Raw genomic sequence first — 18,746 nt, 5'->3', positions numbered from 1 at the left:
CTACTCTTTACCAATTTGATTAATCATAGAATCGTTACCAAAACCTTTAGGATTATCTCCCCATTTATTGGCATGAGGTTCACTATCTAATAGTGTGAGATAAAAGTTATAGAATGGAATAAGCATAAACCAAGCACTTTTACCAACATCATGCATTCTTCTGGCAGTAACTGCGAAAAAAGGAATTAATACAATGATACTATACATTGTTTCTAAGATTCCATTTTCATCAAAGTCGCCAAAATTTGTGCCTAGCAAGTTGTCTAATATGCGAAAAACTAATGATGCTAGTGTTGTAAATAGGTAAAACATCCAAAATTCTTTTCTTCTTGCTCTACCTCCAAAATCTGCATATTGCTTAAATACTTTAAAATACCAATTCATTTATTTTCTTTTACTATTCGTTACCAATTTGTTGTAAATCTAATCCTGTTTTTTCAAACTCAATATCTAACCCTCCAGTTTTCTTTAAAATAAAATTAAAAACCAATGTACTTATCCATCCAAAAATAAAACCAAAAACAAAGTATAAAATTGGTGCAAGAATTAGCATAAAAATTCCTCCTCCAAAAATAGCTCCTAAAGCATAAGCATCAGAGCCTGCTGCACCTATACCAAATAAACTGGTAAATAAAAATGCTATTGCAACCATTATAAAAACAATAAAAGCCATTAAGGTTCCAGTTATTATACCATATTTTAGGGCATCAATCTTTTTTAATTTTAATTTAAGTGTACTCATAGAAATTGTTTTTTAGTTTGTTTTGATGTGGAAATATAAATAATTAATTAAAACAATCCTCTTGATTTTAAGTTTAAATATTTACCTATAGCATCTCCTGTAAGTTTTTTAGGTGTTGTTAATACTGATTGAATTCCATATTTTTTTAATTCATTCACAATTTGTTTTTTCTCATAAAGAAACTTCTCTGCAATTATTGTATCATAAACATCTTGTATGTTTTTCGATTCTTTTTCTATTAAAACGTTTAGCTCTGTATTTTTAAAAAATACAATAAGTACTAAGTGATTTTTAGCCAAGGCTCGTAAATAGGGGAGTTGTCTATTTAAACCATCTAGCGTTTCAAAATTAGAAAATAAAATTAGTAAACTTCTTTGCCTAATTTTTCTTTTTACGACTGTGTAAAGACTACTAAAGTCAGATTCTGAAAAATCTGTTTTAATATGATATAAAGCTTCAGAAATTAAGCTCATTTGAGAGTTACGTTTTTCTGCAACTACTAAATCTTCTAGCTTTTTAGAGAAGGATAAAATACCTGCCTTATCTTGTTTCTTTAAAATGATATTGCTGATAGCTAAAGTTGTGTTTACAGCATAATCTAACAAACTTAAACCTTCAAACTCCATTTGCATGGCTCTACCTTTATCGATAATACAATATACAGACTGTGATTTCTCTTCCATATATTGATTAATCATTAGTTGGTTACTTTTGGCTGTAGCTTTCCAATTTAAAGTTCTGATATCATCTCCAGAAACATATTCTTTAATTTGCTCAAATTCTAATGAGTTACCTAGTCTTCTAACCTTTTTATTACCATAAGAAACTACAGAATTGTTAAAGGTTTGAAAATCAAACTCTCTTAGTTTTAAAAAAGAAGGATAACATTTTAACTCTTTCTCATCTGCTAAAATGTATTTTCTAGTTGCTAATTGTAAACCAGAATTGACATAAACATTTAAATTCCCAAAACTATAAACACCTCTTTCCTTTGGATTTAGGCTATATTTTAACGTTTTCGATTCCTTTTTTTGTAATTTAAGTCTAAATATAAAATCTCTTTTCTGAAATTGATAAGGTAATTCTTCTATCAATTCTAAATGAGTGATAAAATTATAGTCGTTTTTAATTTCTAACGTAATTTTATTTTCATCACCATTAGAAAGTCTTTCTGGTAATAATCTAGAAGCAGATATTCCAATTTTAGTTTGGTAGAGTAGTGCACAATCAATAATTAATAAAACACTTAAAACGATTACCAATATTTTTGCGATCTCAAAAAATATAGAAGCGAAAAAACCAACCACAAAAAGGGTTGTAATTATGGCTAAAGCATAAAAGAAGCGTTTATTTATAAAAAGTGAGTTGTAAAAGCTTTTCAAACTTATCTAGGAATTTCTACAGTTTCTATAATTTGTTCTATAATCTGTTTGCTGGTTAAACCTTCCATTTCTCTTTCAGGAGTAACAATAACCCTATGTTGTAAAACAGGTACAGTAGCTTTTTTAATATCTTCTGGAGTAACAAAATCTCTACCTTCAATAGCTGCAAAAACCTTTGAAGCATTTAATATTGCAATACTAGCTCTTGGAGAAGCACCTAAATATAAGAACGAGTTTGATCTTGTGTTTACTACAACATTGGCAATATATTTAAGTAGGTTTTCTTCTATTTTAACTTGATTTACTAATGCTCTATATTCTACAATTTTAGAACCTTCAATAATCGTTTCTATTTTGCTGGCCTTTGTTTTATTCTCTAAAGCCTGTTCTTTCATAATAATTTCTAGTTCCTCATCAGCATTAGGATATTCCACAACTACTTTAAACAAAAATCGGTCTAATTGTGCTTCTGGTAATCTATAGGTTCCTTCTTGTTCTATAGGGTTTTGTGTGGCTAAAACTACAAAGGGTTCATCCATTTTATAGGTAGTACCATCCATAGTAATTTGTTTTTCTTCCATAACTTCAAACAAAGCAGCCTGCGTTTTAGCAGGAGCTCTATTTATTTCGTCTATTAGCACCATATTTGAAAAGATAGGTCCTTTTTTGAATTCGAAATCTGAATTCTTAGCATTAAAAACAGAAGTTCCTAAGATGTCTGAAGGCATTAAATCTGGCGTAAATTGAATTCTACTAAAATCAACATTTATTGTTTTTGACAATAATTTAGCAGTAATTGTTTTTGCAACTCCAGGCACACCTTCAATTAAAACATGACCATTTGCTAATAAAGAAACTAAGAGTAAATCAACCATTTCTTTTTGGCCCACAATAACTTTCTGTAATTGCTTTTTTATCTTTAGAACACTAGCTTGTAATTCAGATAAATCTATTCTGTTTTCAAAAGATAAACCCTCTTTATTTTGCTCTTCATTATATTGTTCCATAATTTTATTTTTTAAAGAATTTTGTAATCATTTTTTGTAGCACAAACAACTCTTCTTGAGTGCATTCTGCCTTTTTATTTAAAGTTTTAATTGTATTTACAAGGTATTTTGTATTTGCCAAATCATTACCAGATTTAGCTGCTAGATTTGTAATAAAATCATTATTTAATTTACTAGTATTTAATAAATATTTAGTTCGAACTTTTTCCAGAAAAAAACGAATAGCTTTATCAACTAAATTTTTATGATTTTGTTCTTTTAAATACAAACTAGAAATAGTTTGTGTAAAAGCTACAGTTGTATTTTCTAAACTTGGAATAATAGGAATTGGTCTTTGTTTTCTTTTAGCATTAAACAGCATAAACATTAAAACTCCAACTATTAGTAAAATTAAGAACCAAGTTAATGTGTTGTGTTTCAAGAAAAAATCAAAAACAGAAGTGTTATCTTTATTTTGATCTGAATTTTTGCTGTATCTTAATTGAGGATCCCAAATAATGGTTGAAGGTGGAAGGTAAGAAAGCACTTGATTTGCATATTTATTATTGTCTTTTAACAAATAATAGTTAGTAAAAACTATAGGGTTTGTATGTAAATAAAAAGCTCCTTTACCATGAGTTATCCTAATAAAATTTGGCACTAACTCTGTATCAATTTCAGCTGAGCCTAAAACTACAGTTTTTGTTGTATTGTAAGTAACAAAATAGTTTCGCTTAATATTTCTATCAAAGGTATATTTTGCTTTTAGAGTATTTAAATAAAATTCACCTTTCAATTTTTTTAAATCTTCATAGAGATAAGTGTCTTTACTTAAATTATTTGCAGTGAATTCTAACTTTTCTTCAAAATCTTTGTTAAAATACTCAACAGAAATAAATGCATTATTTCCTTTGTTTACAAATGATAACAATGAATCTATACCATTTTCATCTAATTTATTTAAACTAAAATTTAAGCAGAAATAGTTAGCAGATAAATCTGAATGATCAACCAAATAGTCTTGGAAGTTCTTCTTTAGAGTTATTATACTATCTTTTGGAAATAGATCGTTTAATTCCTGATTAAGAATGTAAGTGCCAAAAGGACTTTTTTCTTTGTAATTAAAGTTTTCTTCCCAATCAGTTTCTGAACAGCTATATAAACTACCAATTAACAGTACTACAAGAAGTTTCTTTAGATGTCTACTCATTCTTTAATTTTTCAAAAAATGACTGATATTTTTCTTGTATCCCTTTAAAACGAATTGCATCAACTTTAAATTCCCCATACCAAATATAGCTGTAGATATAAGAGAGGTAGGAGAAGTCTGGAATAATGTTCTCGTTATCAATTTCTAATAAATAGTCAGAGTTTGTTTTCTCTATTTGAAAATCGATGTATTTTAGATCGTTTAATTTTTTAATGGTTTTTAAATAATAATATCTAGTTGCCAATCTAAAGTTATTGGTCGTCAAGGCTTCTTGAAGCAATGAATCTAAATCTAGTTGATGAATATCTTCATTATCAAACTCTAAACTTTGGGTAGTATTTTTTACACTTTTTTGTTTTTTCCAAAATCGAATATCAATATTTAAAACCGTCTTTAGGATGATATAAATAAGAAATCCACCCAGTAAAAATGGAAAAATGAACTTCATAAAAACAATAATACCATTTACGAGCCCTAAGTTAATATTAGAACTTTCTGTTTGCTTTACTTCTTTCTCTTTGTATAAAAAATCGTCATCATTATACTTTTGTCTTAAGTTAGCAGGTAACTCTCTACTAAAAGTAGCATTTTCAAATGCAGGTTTCTTATTGCTAACATTAATACTATCTGTTGTTGATTGAGCAAAACACATCAGACTAAAAAAAAGAAGGAGGGAGGTTACCAATTTTTTCATGCAGTTACATTGTATTTTTTAGCTCTTTGAAATGGTAAAATAAGATAATAGTAACTTATGGTTATTAGGCAAAAAAAGATAATTGCGAAACAGAAAATGGATGGCATTTTGTTTGAGTATCTAGTAATATAACCTTCTAGAAATGCAGCAATAATGGTAAATGGAATAGTACTTATAAAAATGTAAAAAGCATCTCTAATACCTATTTTAAAAGATTCTAACCGTTTTAAAGTTCCTGGAAACAAAATACTTGCTCCAATAATATAACCAGCTGCAGCTTCAATAATAATTCCGAAGATTTCATAAGTTCCATGAATCCAAATTCCTTTTAAACTGTCATATAGACTATTGTACTGATAAAAGAACGCCTGAAAAACAGCTACCATAATTGCATTAACTACAACATAATAGGCTGTACCAAAACCCAAAAATAAACCAGAGAGAAACATGTTTAGACCCACTCTTTGATTGTTATTATAAATACCAATAAAGGTTCCCCAATTGCTACCACCTTTGTAAATAGCCATGGCATCTCCACTTTCTATGTTCTCTATTGTTTGATCTACATAACTATTACCTAGAATTTGTCTTGCAAAATTAGCATCATTAAACGTACTTAATAAGCCAATGAAAAAACAAACAAAAAATACAATGAATGAAAAATAAATGTGTTTTCTATATTGATAGCAGAGTAGTGGCACCTTGTCTAAAAAGAAATAAGCAATTGCATTTTTATCTCTTCTTTTTGAGTCGTAAACTTTATCAAAACTAGATTTTGCTAACTTATTTAAATACTTAGTAACCTTACTCTTAGGATAATAGGTTTGCGCATAAACTAAATCGTTCATTATTTTTATGTGCAAATTGGCAATAAGGTCTGGACTTTTTTTCTCTTTATTTGAAATTAATTGTTCAAATTCAAGCCATTTTTCTTTATTTTGCTTTATAAAAGCGACCTCTCTCATATAGAGCGAATTTAATCATTGCATGAAAACACTCCAAATAAAAACAGCACAAAATGTAAATATAAAGTTTACACTGGCTAGTGTTTTTCAAAGGCTTTCAGCTTTTTTAATAGACAATATAATAAAGTTTGCTTACCTATATTTTATTTTCGAATTCTTTAATTTCTCTTCATTAGAAAATGCCTTAAATGGAGATAGTTGGGATATTAAAGCTATAGAGGCATTAGTTCTAATGCCTATTACTTTTTACTCTTTATATTCAGAAATTCTTTTAAATGGACAAACTTTAGGAAAAAAGCTACTAAATTTAAAAGTTATTAATGTAGATGGATTTAAGCCTTCTACAACAGATTTCATAATTAGGTGGTTTCTAAGAATTATAGATTTTAATTTATTCAGTTTACTATTGGTATATATTGCATCTTTAGGATTGTCTGATGAATATATATTATTAGTTCTATTGTTTCTTTTTGGAAAACTAATAGGATTCTTTCTTATTTTGTTTACCAATAAAGGACAACGTTTTGGAGATATCATAGCAAATACAATTGTGATCTATTTAAAGGATGAAGTAAAATTCTCAGAAACGATATTGGAGGAAATTAAAGATTCTTATAAACCAACATATCCAAGCGTTGTTAAACTTTCTGACAATGATGCTCGAATTATAAAAGAAACTTTTAACAATGCTGCAAAATTTAATGATTATAACACGTTAATTAAATTAAGATCAAAAATATTAGAAGTTACAGAAATTAAATCTGTTCATAAAAGTGATAAGGAGTTTATAGACACAGTATTAAAAGATTATAATTATTATACACAAAGTATGTAGAATAGAGGGTTTTAAATATTCTATTTAACATAATATAAATTATAGTACATATATTAATTATAATAATATAGATAATCATAAAAGTATATTATATTTATAGTGTAATTAAATTATGTATCTCATGAAAAGTATTACAACAATTTTAATCTTATCTCTTTTGTTTTTAAACTGTTCAAAAAAACTATTAACGATAAAGATATTATAGGTTCTTGGTTAGATCAATCTGAGGCGCAATTACATTTTACTTTATTAGAAAATGGTAAAGCTCTTTCAGATAATATGAAAACATTGATTTATCAAAAATGGGAATTAAGAAACGATTCTTTGATTTTAACCATAAAAAGTGAAGGAAATGGAAATTCTTCAATTGATAAAATGGCTTATAAAATAGTAATGCCTGCTAGCGATAAAATGATTTTATCTAATACTTATTCTTCTAATGAATATTTAAAAAAGTAAAAATTCTTTTTTAAATGAAAGTATTAATCGTAATATTGCAATTAAATAAGAATATATTATGGGATTAGTTAAAAATGAGCTTTTTAATGTTGAGCAAAATACGATTGCACAATATGCTAAAGTTTTGGGTCATCCTGCTAGAGTTGCTATACTTCAACACTTATTTAAAATGAATTCGTGTGTTTGTGGAGAACTTGTGTTAGAAATTGGTTTAGCTCAAGCAACAATCTCTCAGCATTTAAAAGAATTAAAAGCCATAGGTTTAATTAAAGGAAATGTTGATGGAACCAGTGTCTGCTACTGTATTGATACCGAAAAATGGAAAGCTATGAAGCTTGTTATGAGTCAGTTCATGAATGCAGACATTCAAAATAGTAATGAGTGCTGCTAAAAAAATTTAAATTTATTTATCGTAAAATAACAATTAACCCAAAACACAAATCAAGTAAAACATCATGAAAAAATTAAGCTTTTTAGATAAAAACTTAACCCTATGGATTTTTATAGCCATGGCTATAGGTGTTGGCTTAGGTTACTTTTTTCCTACTTTTCCAGATATAATTAATTCATTTAATTCAGGTACAACAAACATACCTATTGCTATTGGTTTAATCTTAATGATGTATCCTCCTTTAGCAAAAGTTAATTATGCTTTGTTGCCAAAAGTGTTTAGGAATACTAAAATACTTTCTATTTCACTAATTTTAAACTGGATTATTGGCCCAGTATTAATGTTTATTCTTGCTATTACTTTTTTAAGTGATTATCCAGAATATATGGTTGGGTTAATCTTAATTGGTTTGGCTAGATGTATTGCTATGGTTCTAGTTTGGAATGACTTAGCAGAAGGAAGTAGTGAATATGGTGCTGGTTTAGTGGCCTTAAACAGTGTTTTTCAAGTATTTGCCTATAGCTTTTATGCTTGGATTTTTATAACAGTGCTTCCACCCTATTTTGGTTTTGAAGGTGCAATTGTAGATATTTCAATAGCAACTATTGCAGAAAGTGTTGCTATTTATTTAGGAATTCCTTTTGTTATGGGAATTTTAAGTAGGGTAATTTTAGTAAAAATAAAAGGTGATGAATGGTACACCCAGAAATTCATTCCAACAATTTCACCAATCACATTAATTGCGTTATTATTTACAATAGTAGTTATGTTTTCTTTAAAAGGAGAGTTAATTGTTGAAATACCTATGGATGTTGTAATTATTGCTGTACCTCTATTGATCTATTTTACATTGATGTTTATTATAGGATTCTTTTTTACAAAAGCTACTGGAGCAGAATATGATAAAACAGCTTCTGTAGCTTTTACAGCTGCAGGTAATAATTTTGAATTGGCAATTGCTGTTGCTATAGCAGTTTTTGGTTTAAATTCTGGCCAGGCATTTGCTGGGGTAATTGGTCCATTAGTAGAAGTACCTGCTTTAATTCTTTTAGTTCGTGTTTCCTTTTGGTTGAGAAAAAAATATTTTAACAACATAAAAAATTAATTTAACCAAAAAAAGGATGATAGTTTTGCTATCATCCTTTTACTTTATTCTTAATACTAGTTTACTCTTTAATCAACTTAACAGTAGTTTGACCTTTAGTTGTATTAATTTTTGCTAAATAAACACCTGTACTTAAGTCTGTTGCTTGAATAACAGTTTGAGCATTAATTGTAATTGGCAAATATACTTTTTTACCTAGTAAATTAAAAACTTCAATACTACTTATTTCTGCATCTTGAGTATTAATAATCCAACTTGTTTTTGTTGGGTTTGGAAATGCAGTAACAGAAACTTTAAAATTATCTGTTGTACTTAAAGTTGCATTTGGTTCGATTATAATACTTCCTATGGCACTTTCATCATCTGGATTGGCATTTAAACCTATAATTTCAAAACCATACTGAATGATTAGACCTGCAGTTAATTCAGCTGCAGTTGCAGAAATAGAAAAATCTCCACTTGCTGGTAAATCCATAATTTTTTCACCATTAAAAACATCACTATAACCGTTATTAGGATCTAAAGCTTTTATAAAAAACTTTGCAGTATAATCAGAGCTTAATGTGTTTGCACTTATTGTTCCCTGAAACGTTAAGTCTTTTCCGTTAAATGTTGCTCCTGGTTCTACAAAACTAGTTGCTTGCATCATTTTAGCACCTAATGGGCCTGCAGTAGCACCTGCATCCGAAGAATTTGTCCAATAAGCTCTATCAGCATCACCACCTGCTAAAGCAGCTGTATATGTACTAAAGTTTGGCTGTAGAACAATATTACCTGCATTAAAAGAAGATTTTAACTTATCAAATTCCCAAAAGTCTGCAAAACCATCATTTGCACCACTTGGATTAGTAACAGCCATATATCCTTTCCATTCTTTTGTTTCATCTACTGTAACTAAGTTTGTAGAGTCATTTCCTGAATTGTCATCTGGTTGAGCATTAAATGTTAAATTGTCAAAATAAACAACATTGTCTTGGCTTCTTTCTGCAAAATCTGGAATAACAACTAATAAATTAAAAGTTTTACCAATTTCTGATTTAAAGTCAAAAGTCAATTCTTCCCAGTCTCCATTAACTACTGAATTTGCTGCTTTTATTTCTTTAAATATACTACCTGGACCTTCGAACTTAATACCTACATCAGTGGCTACATTCTTTCTAACCATTAATTTTACAATACTGTTAGTTTCATCAAAAGTAAAAGAACCAATATCATCAGTTATAACCAAAGCCCATGCATTTCCTGCAGCCTTTGCTGTAAACTTGGCAACTTTAGCTGATGCATTTATACCTCCAGTTACTGAGTTATCTATAACTTCTAAAGCAGGATTGCTATCATTTTGATCTACAGTCCATGAAAAGTTAGCTCCAAAACCATCATCTTCAAAATCTATTGGTTCTAGGTTATAGTTCACAGTATCTGTAGGTTGAGCACTAAAAGTTAAATTATCAAAATAAACAATGTTATCTTGGCTTCTACTTGCAAAATCTGGTATTAAAACTAATTTGTTATAAGTAATACCTATTTCTGTTTTAAAATCAAAAGTAAGTTCTTCCCAGTCTCCATTAACTACAGAATTTGCTACTTTTATTTCTTTGAATACACCATTTGCACCTTCAAATTTTACACCAACATCAGAAGCTACATCTTTTCTAACCATTAATTTAACAATACTATTTGTTTCGTCAAAAGTGAATGACCCAATATCATCACTAATAACCAAAGCCCAGTCATTTCCTCCTGTTTTTGCTGTAAATTTAGCCACTTTAGCAGAAGAGTTTGCTCCAGTTGTGTTTGGGTTATCTACAATTTCTAAAGCTGGATTACTATCATTTTGATCTACGGTCCAAGTCCAGCTATCTCCTATACCTCCAGATTCAAAATCGACAGGTCCATTTTGCGAATACGCAAAACTTGTTGTTATTAATAAAATAAGTAAAGTAATTTTTTTCATATTGAAATATTTAGAATTAATTATTCTCTAATTTAGTTGGTCTTTAATAAGAATTTGATAATAATTGAATACAAAAAGTATACAAGCCTTAATTTTAATTATGTTTAGTAAAGAATCTAATAGACAAAGGCTTTAAAGAGGATGTTATATTTCTAGAAAGCTTGAATAAAACTATTTGTTGTATATATGTTGTGGTAGTTATATTGAAATTGCTCTTTTCTATAGGAGGTATTATTAACAATTTTAATGATTTACATCATATTTGGAGATAAGACCATAACACATTTGAAAATATTTACAACTTATTAAAACAAAAATTATAATTTTAATTATGAGAAAGTAGTTTTGATTTTTTTTAATTAATTTAGAAGCAATTATAAAAAGATCGATTTTAAAGTTAAATAATTTTATAAAATGAAAAAAATCAAAAACACTAATTTAATAATGGTAATTGCCTGTTTTTTATTTACCAATATTGCCTTGAGTCAAAGTGATATCATTCTAAAAACTACAGGTGAAGAGATGAAGGGTAAAGTTCTAAAAATGGGAGAAGCTACCATTCAATTTGTTTATGACAATGAAACTATAGAGTATACTGTTAAAAAATCGGATATAGTTAAGATAACATTTAGTTCTGGTAGAGTAGAGTTTTTTAATAAAATTAGCACAAAATCTAACAATTACAATTTAGAAGATCATCATAACAAGGTAGCTATTTTACCTTTTGGTTACTTAAAAGATCAGCAAACTAGTAATGCTATTATGCAGAAAAAAATTCAACAAGAAACTTATGGCATTTTCAAAAGAAAAGCGGCTGCTTTAAAGTTTCAAGATCCTACAACAACGAATGCTTTATTAGCAAAAGCAGGTATAAACAATAATAATATTGCTGGTTATACAATGGGTGAAATAGCAAATATTTTAGGTGTAGAATATTTAGTACAAGGTATGGTTTCTATACAAAAAACTACAGTAACTTCTTATAGCAATACAAGTACAACAACCAAAAGAAACAGTAGTAATAATGTAAGGGTTGATAGACATGGACATATCATTGGAGATGTCTGGAACAACAATAAACGTAAAACTAACAGTAGCACTTTTGGTAGTAGTCAGCAAAATTATGCTACTAATATTACAATGAATATCTATACTGATAAAGGCGAAAACATCTTTGTAAGAGATCATCAATCTTTTTGGCAAACACAAGATGCTTATAAAATTACGTTATCTTTCTTAGCAAAGAGAACTCCACTTTATAAAAGATAAACTAACATATATTGGCGAATATCAACTATATAAAAAATGGAACAGGAGAAAATTATAATTATTCTCAAGACCATTGTTACATAAAAGTTTCCTCTAGAGATACAAATGGTAAATTGTGTATCATAGAGGATACTTTAAAACCAGGCTTTCATTTGGCAAGACATCATCATAAAATTATGACTGAAGTTTTCTACATGTTAGAGGGTGAAATGGAGTTAATTTTTGATGATGAAACTATCCTTTTAAGAGAGGGTGACACTATAACTGTACCTCCAAATGTTTGGCACGAAGCACTTTGTAAAGATGGAGGTAAAATGTTAACTATTTTTAAAGATGGTAAATTTGATTTATTTCTAGAAACTTTATCTAAACTATCTAATGAAGATTTTCAAAATATAGATTTAATTAAATCTATTTCTGAAAAATATGATATTTACGAATAAGAAGAATTTTAATTAAACGCTTAATGCTTTTCTAAAGCTTTTTTCATAGACTCACTATCCCAATGATTGTCAAAGTCTACTACTCCCCTTTTTAAATCATCATTTAAAAACTTTTCTTGCTGTTTAAGCTCTTCTCTTACCTTAAATATATATTTTTCGTCTCTTTTTGGTTCTTGTGCTAAACGTTTTAGACTTTCTTCATCATACTTTCTAAAGTTTTGCAATTGGGTATTAAGCGTGTATTTTCTATAACCCATTTTACTAAGTACATCTCTAGCCAAAAGTAAAGAAGTATCTAAAGATTCTCTGTAAACTTGAGTGTGTCCCATATTTAAAAGCTCATAGGCATCGTATCTATTTTTTGTTCTAATCATTAAATCAACATGAGGATATTTCTCTTTTACAATTTTACTAATTGCTTTAGATACTACTAATCTATTTGTAGCACAAATAATAATTTTTGCTTCTGCAATACCTGCAGATTCTAATAAATCTTCTCTTGTAGCATCTCCATAATACACCTCAAACCCCATTTGTCTTAAAAAATCTACTCTATTTGAATCATGATCTAGAATGGTTGCTTCCACTCCATGAGATCTTAAAAAACGTCCAACAGTACTTCCAAAATGTCCAAAACCAACCAATATTATTTTTTGCGATTTTGCAATATGATCCATAGGTCTTTTTATAGATTCTTTGGTGCCAATATTTGGCAATATCAATCTTTCATTAATAAGGGTAATAATTGGAGTTAATGACATAGATAATGCAGTAATTACCAAAAGCATATCCATCTGTTCTTGCCCTAAAATATGCAAGCCAAATGCAAAAGATAATAGTACAAAGGCAAACTCTCCTACTTGTGCTAGGCTAAAAGTTAGCATCAACTTTTGATCTAGTTTTAATTTAAAAACGCTACCAGTAATGTAAAGAATAAGTGCTTTTAGAACTATAATAGTAAATAATGTACCAATAATTGTAAAAGGATTATTTGCAATAACAATAAAGTTTATAGATGCACCAACTGCCATAAAAAACAGTCCTAAAAGTAAGTTTTTAAAAGGCTCTAAAGTACTTTCTAATTCGTGTTTAAATTCACTATTAGACAGAACCACACCACCTAAAAAAGCCCCTAAAGCAGGACTTATACCAACAAATTCCATTAAGAAAGAAATTCCGAATACAATTAATAAAGCAGCAGCAATTAGCAATTCTCTTACACCAGTTTTTGCAACTTTACGTAACATAGGCACAATAAGATAATTACCAGCAACAACAATAAAAACAACAGATAAAATAATGGCAATTGTTTGATAAGCAACAGGTAAATCTTGTATTAAACTATAAGATTCGCTATGTGAATTATTTGTAGATTTTGTATCTGTATTCGCTAATAAAGGAATAAAACCTAACATAAAAATGACAATAATATCTTGAAAAAGCAAAATGGAAAATGCTGAGTTTCCAAATGTTGTACCCATCAAGCCTTTTTCCTTTATTGTTTGCATTGCAATTGCTGTAGATGATAAAGCAACTGCCATTGAAACTACCAGAGCTACTTTAGAGTCGAAACCCAAAGCTAAAAAGAGTAAATAAGCTAAAAGTATAGTTGCACCAACTTGCAAACCACCCATTCCTAATATGGTTTTACGCATTTTCCAGAAGTTTTTGGGTTCTATTTCTAATCCAATTAAAAACAGCATCATAACTACTCCAAATTCAGCAAAATGCAAAATATCATCACCTTCATTACCTATAAACCCTAAAACATAAGGCCCAATTAAAACTCCAGCTAATAAATAACCAATTACAGAACTTAACCCAAATCTTTTAGCAATAGAAACACACAAAATAGCGCCTGCTAAAAACATTATTGCTTGAAAAAGAATACTTCCAGTCATTTAATTTAAGAATTTAATTGTGGTATTTCATTTAAAAAAGCTGATGAATCAAAATCATTTACATCTAAACCATTTTGTAATAATTTTATAACCTTCTTGTATTTTACTTTAGCTTCTAACAATTTATTTTCTTGCAGTTTATGTGTTCCCATTACTGTAAAAGGAGAAAAATAAGTCATACCACATAAAGTTGCAGTTTGTTCAAATGGTCGTAAAAATTGTCTTACAGTAAAACTATTATTTCCTTCTGAACAATACATTTCTTTAGAGCCACCTGTAGTTATTGTGTTTAAACATATTTTGCCTTTTAAAGCATTTCCTTCAGGGCCATAAGCCCAATTAAACTCAAGTACAATGTCAATCCATTGTTTCATTAATGGAGGGCAACTGTACCAATAAAAAGGATGATGCCATATAATAATATCATGATTTTCTAAGAGTTCTTTTTCGCGATTAACATCTACATGAAAATCTGGATATTCTTCATACAAATCATGAATTGTTACATCATCTAAATCTTTAATTTCCTCAATTAATTCTTTATTAACCTTTGATTTTTCAAATTTAGGATGTGCAAATAATACTAGTACTCTCTTCATAAAACGAATGTAATTAATTCTGTTGATATATAATCCTAGAGTTTGATTTATATAAATTTTGCAATTATGACATTGGAAAAAAAAGCCCCAAACAGATAAATTTGGAGCCATATAGTTGGGGTGAATTAATTCTTATAACTAATCATTTCTGATAAATCTCTTCTTGTTTTTGGATGTTCAGGATCTGCTTTTCGATATCCAAATGCAGCCATAAATGATAGGCCATATTTTGTAATATCAATATCAAACTTATCTTGTAATAAAGCTTCAGCCTTTTCTTGATGAAAACCTTCTATTGGACAAGAATCTATACCAATTAAAGCAGCTGAAGTTAGCATATTACCTAAAGCTATATAGGTTTGTTTAGAAGACCAATCAAACAACTTTTTATCTGTGTCTAAATTAAAATCTCTTTCTTGAAACTCTCTATAAAATCTACCATACATTTCTTTAACTTCTTTAGGCATTTGCTTTACATCATCTAATATATGATTGATATACGAAGCACCATGCTTAATCATTGGAGCTTTCATGCTCAAACCCAAAATAAAATGACTTGCTGTATCTAATTTAAGAGGAGCACCCCAAGCTACAGGTTTTAGTAATTCTCTTAACTCCTTATTTTGAACAACTACAAAATGCCAAGGTTCAAAACCAAATGAACTTGGAGATAAGTTAGCAGTTTTTAAAATGAATTCGATATCCTCATCTGAAACAGATTTTGTGGCATCAAACTCTTTTGTTGCATGTCTATAATTAAATGCATTTAAAATTTCTTCTTTTGATATGTTGGGTGTTTTCATAATTTGAATTATTTATACTATTGTTTTTATAGCTACAAAACTAAGTATTGTAGATTAAGTAAACAATAACTATCATAATAGATAGTATATTCAATTAACACTAAAATGCTTACTGTCATTTTTTTAAACAACTAAAATTAACTATATATTTTATAGTTGTATATATTTTTATAGTGAATTATCTTTGCACATAAATTATTGTAATTATGCATACTTTTAAAGGAAAAGAATACCCTTGTTGTGCAAGTTTAACTATGGGCGTTATTGGTGGAAAATGGAAAACTGTAATTTTATATCATTTAATGAATGAGCCATTAAGATACAATCAGCTTAGAAAAGAAATGCCATCTGTTACAGAAAGAACTTTAAGTATTCAATTAAAGAAACTAGAAGAAGATGGCATTGTAAAACGAAAAGTTTATACAACAAGACCTCCTTTAAAAGTAGAGTATTCTTTAACCAAATTTGGTAAAACTTTAATTCCATTAATTAAAGCCATTGCTGATTGGGGAGATTTTGCTATTTCTGAGCAATCAAAGCCAATAGCGTAAGTTTTAATTCTAATTTTTTAATATTTTTTTTGGATAACGCTCATAAATATTTCAAGTGAGTTAATTATTATTTCATTTGGCGTGTAATTTTGTTATAACTAAAAATAAACAACAAAATGAAAATATTATTCGTACTAACATCACATGATAAACTTGGTGATACAGGTAAAAAAACAGGGTTTTGGATTGAAGAATTTGCTGGCCCATATTACACTTTATTAGATAAAGGTGTAGAAATTACATTGGCTACTCCTAAAGGAGGAAAAGCACCAATTGATCCTAGTAGTGATACTGAAGATGCAAGTACAGAAGATACTAAACGTTTTAAAAGTGATGAAAAGGCACAAAATTTAATTAATAATACGCATAAGTTAGCAGAAATGAATCCTTTAGATTTTGATGCTGTTTTTTATCCTGGAGGTCATGGTCCTTTATGGGATCTTGCCAATGATGCTGAATCTATTACTCTTATAGAAACTTTTTATGCGCAAGAAAAACCTGTTTCTTTTGTATGTCATGCTCCAGCAGCATTAAAAAGTGTAAAGACAAAAAATGGAGAACCATTAGTTAAAGGTAAAAAAGTAACAGGATTTACAAACTCTGAAGAAGAAGCTGTAAACTTAGTAGATGTTGTGCCTTTCTTAGTAGAAGATATGCTACAAGAAAATGGTGGGATTTATTCTAAAAAAGAGGATTGGGCAGCATATGCAATTCAAGATGGCTTATTAATTACTGGTCAGAATCCTGCTTCATCTAAATTAGTCGCAGAGAAATTGTACGATACTGTAAAGAATCAGTAGTAAAACATAAATAATTTAATAATAAAAGCTTGTATGAAAATACAGGCTTTTTTTATTGCTTTTATTAATAGCGCAAAACTTATTCTATTGAGCTATATGATATTTCAAGTCGTTAGAAATATAACTTTTTAGCACACCTTTATCATTTAAATTCTCTAAAACAGAATAAAGAGGTAAAATCATATCTATATGTTCTACCCTATCTAAAATTTCAAAACTAGTTAATGCTTTTTCTTGTATAGTTTCTAATACAGAGTTCTCTAACTCTGATAAGTGTTGCTTTTTCATTTTCTTTTTTTCTAAATGTACAACTTTTTATTGGCTACAAGACTATTAGTCATCAAATTAGATAAAAAAAAGCTGTTAACCTACCAACTAAAATTAACAACTTTTATAAGATTTTAATAAAAAGTGCATTTAAGCTGCACAGTGATACTTAAGATCTTGCTTTATATAGCTTTTGATAACACCTTTGCTGTTTAGTTGATCTAGTATATTGTACAAAGACAAAATCATAGAAATATTTTCTACTTTTTTAAGAATTTCAAAACTGGTTAAATGGTTTTCTTTAACCACATTTACTACAGATTCTTCTAATTGTGATAATTCTATTTTGACCATAAGGTTTATTAATTTTCATTAAAAGTAAATTATATGTAGCTTTATTTGATCAAGTTTTCGACTATCTAAGAAAAATTATAGATGAGTTGTAATGAAAGACAAACTTTAGGGCATAAAAAAACGTTGTTAACATACCAATTAAGATTAACAACGTTTTTAAGATTTTAATAAAAAGCGCATTTAAGCTGCATAATGATACTTAAGATCTTGTTTCATGTAGCTTTTGATGACACCTTTGTTGTTTAGTTGATCTAGAATATTGTACAATGACAAAATCATAGAAACATTTTCTACTTTTTTAAGAATTTCAAAACTAGTTAGGTGTTCTGATTGTACTGCATTTAGTACAGACTGCTCTTGAGCAGATAAATTAGGGTTTAACATAAGGGGTTAAATTTAAAAGTTATTAACAAATATAATTAAAAAAAATTAACAGAAACAAATTATTAAACCATTAATATCTAGTATAGTATAATCATTTGATCTTATTCCTGTTAATTTTCTTTACAATTTACTGTTTATTATGCTTCTCCTCTTGCAGGATATCCTTCCTTAAGAATGTAATCTATTCCGTTTAAAACGTCTCTAAACTCAGGTCTTCCAAAAGGCATAGATTGTATGGATTGCCAATATACTTTTTGTTCTTTATCAATTAGAAATAAACCAGGTTCTAAAAATGTATCTGGTTCTTTATCGCTAATTCCTTTAGACACAAATAATCCCCATTTTCTACCTTCTTCAATTGGCAAATCATAACCTACAGGTAGAGACTCTATATCCCAATCCTTATAAGCTTTCTTTGCCTTTTCTTCTGTATCTGCACTAATGGCTATTAAATTTACTCCTCTTTCTGTAAAATCATCCATCTTCTTTTTTAATTGTTCTAACTGCTTTTTACAAACAGGACAATGGATTCCTCTATAGAAAATAATAAGTGTAAAATTTTCTGGACTTTGCTCATGCAAGCTCCATTTTGTATCGTTTACTAAATTTATTTTTAAATCGGGTGTTTTTTCTCTTGGCTTAATCATAGTTA

23 protein-coding genes are annotated in these 18,746 nt (G+C 28.5%); 8 read left to right on the top strand and 15 right to left on the bottom strand.

Features of this window, described 5'->3' with window-relative positions:
* From LPB302_RS02405 to LPB302_RS02375, 7 genes are read right to left on the bottom strand one after another with little or no spacing between them, the layout of a single operon-like run.
* Positions 1-384: a DUF805 domain-containing protein gene (locus LPB302_RS02405; RefSeq protein WP_053974750.1), complete on the bottom strand. Its 384-nt coding sequence runs from the start codon at positions 382-384 to the stop codon at positions 1-3.
* A 13-nt stretch (positions 385-397) separates the two neighbouring features.
* Complete coding sequence (locus LPB302_RS02400; protein WP_053974749.1) at positions 398-742, bottom strand: hypothetical protein; 345 nt, start codon at positions 740-742, stop codon at positions 398-400.
* Positions 743-789: 47 nt separating this feature from the next.
* Positions 790-2,124 (bottom strand): DUF58 domain-containing protein, encoded by a 1,335-nt coding sequence (locus LPB302_RS02395; protein WP_082329787.1) that lies wholly within the window; start codon positions 2,122-2,124, stop codon positions 790-792.
* Between the two features lie 2 nt (positions 2,125-2,126).
* Complete coding sequence (locus LPB302_RS02390; RefSeq protein ID WP_053974747.1) at positions 2,127-3,131, bottom strand: AAA family ATPase; 1,005 nt, start codon at positions 3,129-3,131, stop codon at positions 2,127-2,129.
* A 4-nt stretch (positions 3,132-3,135) separates the two neighbouring features.
* A complete protein-coding gene (locus tag LPB302_RS02385) occupies positions 3,136-4,320 on the bottom strand; it encodes a DUF4350 family protein (RefSeq protein WP_053974746.1) in 1,185 nt (394 codons plus the stop codon).
* On the bottom strand, positions 4,313-4,972 hold the full coding sequence (locus tag LPB302_RS02380; protein WP_053974745.1) for a hypothetical protein: 660 nt from the start codon (positions 4,970-4,972) through the stop codon (positions 4,313-4,315). The genes LPB302_RS02385 and LPB302_RS02380 overlap by 8 nt, the downstream gene beginning before the upstream one ends.
* A 38-nt stretch (positions 4,973-5,010) precedes the next feature.
* The gene (locus LPB302_RS02375) at positions 5,011-5,979 is read right to left on the bottom strand and encodes a stage II sporulation protein M (protein WP_053974744.1); all 969 of its coding nucleotides are present in this window, start codon (positions 5,977-5,979) and stop codon (positions 5,011-5,013) included.
* A 22-nt stretch (positions 5,980-6,001) separates the two neighbouring features.
* Here LPB302_RS02375 and LPB302_RS02370 point away from each other — a divergent pair, with 22 nt between their 5' ends.
* The 4 genes from LPB302_RS02370 (at position 6,002) to arsB (ending at position 8,769) form a co-directional block, all read left to right on the top strand.
* Complete coding sequence (locus tag LPB302_RS02370) at positions 6,002-6,814, top strand: RDD family protein (protein ID WP_053974743.1); 813 nt, start codon at positions 6,002-6,004, stop codon at positions 6,812-6,814.
* 150 nt (positions 6,815-6,964) lie between these two features.
* Positions 6,965-7,273 (top strand): lipocalin family protein, encoded by a 309-nt coding sequence (locus LPB302_RS02365; protein WP_082329786.1) that lies wholly within the window; start codon positions 6,965-6,967, stop codon positions 7,271-7,273.
* Between the two features lie 58 nt (positions 7,274-7,331).
* Complete coding sequence (locus tag LPB302_RS02360; protein ID WP_053974741.1) at positions 7,332-7,664, top strand: ArsR/SmtB family transcription factor; 333 nt, start codon at positions 7,332-7,334, stop codon at positions 7,662-7,664.
* A 64-nt stretch (positions 7,665-7,728) separates the two neighbouring features.
* Positions 7,729-8,769, top strand: a complete 1,041-nt coding sequence (arsB, locus tag LPB302_RS02355; protein ID WP_053974740.1) for an ACR3 family arsenite efflux transporter — start codon at positions 7,729-7,731, stop codon at positions 8,767-8,769.
* A gap of 61 nt (positions 8,770-8,830) precedes the next feature.
* Here the strand turns inward: arsB and LPB302_RS02350 are convergent, their stop codons facing one another.
* Positions 8,831-10,723, bottom strand: a complete 1,893-nt coding sequence (locus LPB302_RS02350) for a T9SS type A sorting domain-containing protein (RefSeq protein ID WP_053974739.1) — start codon at positions 10,721-10,723, stop codon at positions 8,831-8,833.
* 414 nt (positions 10,724-11,137) lie between these two features.
* Between LPB302_RS02350 and LPB302_RS02345 the strand changes: the two genes are divergently transcribed.
* Complete coding sequence (locus LPB302_RS02345; protein ID WP_053974738.1) at positions 11,138-11,992, top strand: hypothetical protein; 855 nt, start codon at positions 11,138-11,140, stop codon at positions 11,990-11,992.
* A gap of 11 nt (positions 11,993-12,003) precedes the next feature.
* Entirely contained in the window at positions 12,004-12,435 is a 432-nt protein-coding gene (locus LPB302_RS02340) for a cupin domain-containing protein (protein ID WP_053974737.1), read from the top strand.
* 20 nt (positions 12,436-12,455) lie between these two features.
* Here the strand turns inward: LPB302_RS02340 and LPB302_RS02335 are convergent, their stop codons facing one another.
* The 3 genes from LPB302_RS02335 to LPB302_RS02325 all read right to left on the bottom strand — a co-directional run bounded on the left by LPB302_RS02335 (position 12,456) and on the right by LPB302_RS02325 (position 15,738).
* Positions 12,456-14,336: a monovalent cation:proton antiporter-2 (CPA2) family protein gene (locus tag LPB302_RS02335; RefSeq protein WP_053974736.1), complete on the bottom strand. Its 1,881-nt coding sequence runs from the start codon at positions 14,334-14,336 to the stop codon at positions 12,456-12,458.
* Positions 14,337-14,341: 5 nt separating this feature from the next.
* A complete protein-coding gene (gene kefF / locus LPB302_RS02330; protein WP_053974735.1) occupies positions 14,342-14,935 on the bottom strand; it encodes a glutathione-regulated potassium-efflux system oxidoreductase KefF in 594 nt (197 codons plus the stop codon).
* A gap of 125 nt (positions 14,936-15,060) precedes the next feature.
* The gene (locus LPB302_RS02325; RefSeq protein ID WP_053974734.1) at positions 15,061-15,738 is read right to left on the bottom strand and encodes an NAD(P)H-dependent oxidoreductase; all 678 of its coding nucleotides are present in this window, start codon (positions 15,736-15,738) and stop codon (positions 15,061-15,063) included.
* 206 nt (positions 15,739-15,944) lie between these two features.
* Between LPB302_RS02325 and LPB302_RS02320 the strand changes: the two genes are divergently transcribed.
* Positions 15,945-16,289: a winged helix-turn-helix transcriptional regulator gene (locus LPB302_RS02320; RefSeq protein WP_053974733.1), complete on the top strand. Its 345-nt coding sequence runs from the start codon at positions 15,945-15,947 to the stop codon at positions 16,287-16,289.
* 116 nt (positions 16,290-16,405) lie between these two features.
* Positions 16,406-17,089 (top strand): type 1 glutamine amidotransferase domain-containing protein, encoded by a 684-nt coding sequence (locus tag LPB302_RS02315; RefSeq protein ID WP_053974732.1) that lies wholly within the window; start codon positions 16,406-16,408, stop codon positions 17,087-17,089.
* 84 nt (positions 17,090-17,173) lie between these two features.
* On the opposite strand, the gene LPB302_RS02310 is transcribed toward LPB302_RS02315, so the two are convergent.
* The 4 genes from LPB302_RS02310 to LPB302_RS02295 all read right to left on the bottom strand — a co-directional run bounded on the left by LPB302_RS02310 (position 17,174) and on the right by LPB302_RS02295 (position 18,741).
* Positions 17,174-17,377: a hypothetical protein gene (locus tag LPB302_RS02310; protein WP_053974731.1), complete on the bottom strand. Its 204-nt coding sequence runs from the start codon at positions 17,375-17,377 to the stop codon at positions 17,174-17,176.
* 129 nt (positions 17,378-17,506) lie between these two features.
* Positions 17,507-17,710, bottom strand: a complete 204-nt coding sequence (locus LPB302_RS02305) for a hypothetical protein (RefSeq protein ID WP_053974730.1) — start codon at positions 17,708-17,710, stop codon at positions 17,507-17,509.
* 180 nt (positions 17,711-17,890) lie between these two features.
* Entirely contained in the window at positions 17,891-18,094 is a 204-nt protein-coding gene (locus tag LPB302_RS02300) for a hypothetical protein (protein ID WP_053974729.1), read from the bottom strand.
* A gap of 137 nt (positions 18,095-18,231) precedes the next feature.
* The gene (locus tag LPB302_RS02295; RefSeq protein ID WP_053974728.1) at positions 18,232-18,741 is read right to left on the bottom strand and encodes a redoxin domain-containing protein; all 510 of its coding nucleotides are present in this window, start codon (positions 18,739-18,741) and stop codon (positions 18,232-18,234) included.
* Between the last annotated feature and the right edge of the window lie 5 nt (positions 18,742-18,746).

Origin of the sequence: Polaribacter dokdonensis (assembly GCF_024362345.1) — a bacterium.
GTDB lineage: Bacteria > Bacteroidota > Bacteroidia > Flavobacteriales > Flavobacteriaceae > Polaribacter > Polaribacter dokdonensis.
The sequence above is the reverse complement of the archived record's forward strand: the minus strand, read 5'-3'. Positions and strand labels throughout refer to the sequence as shown.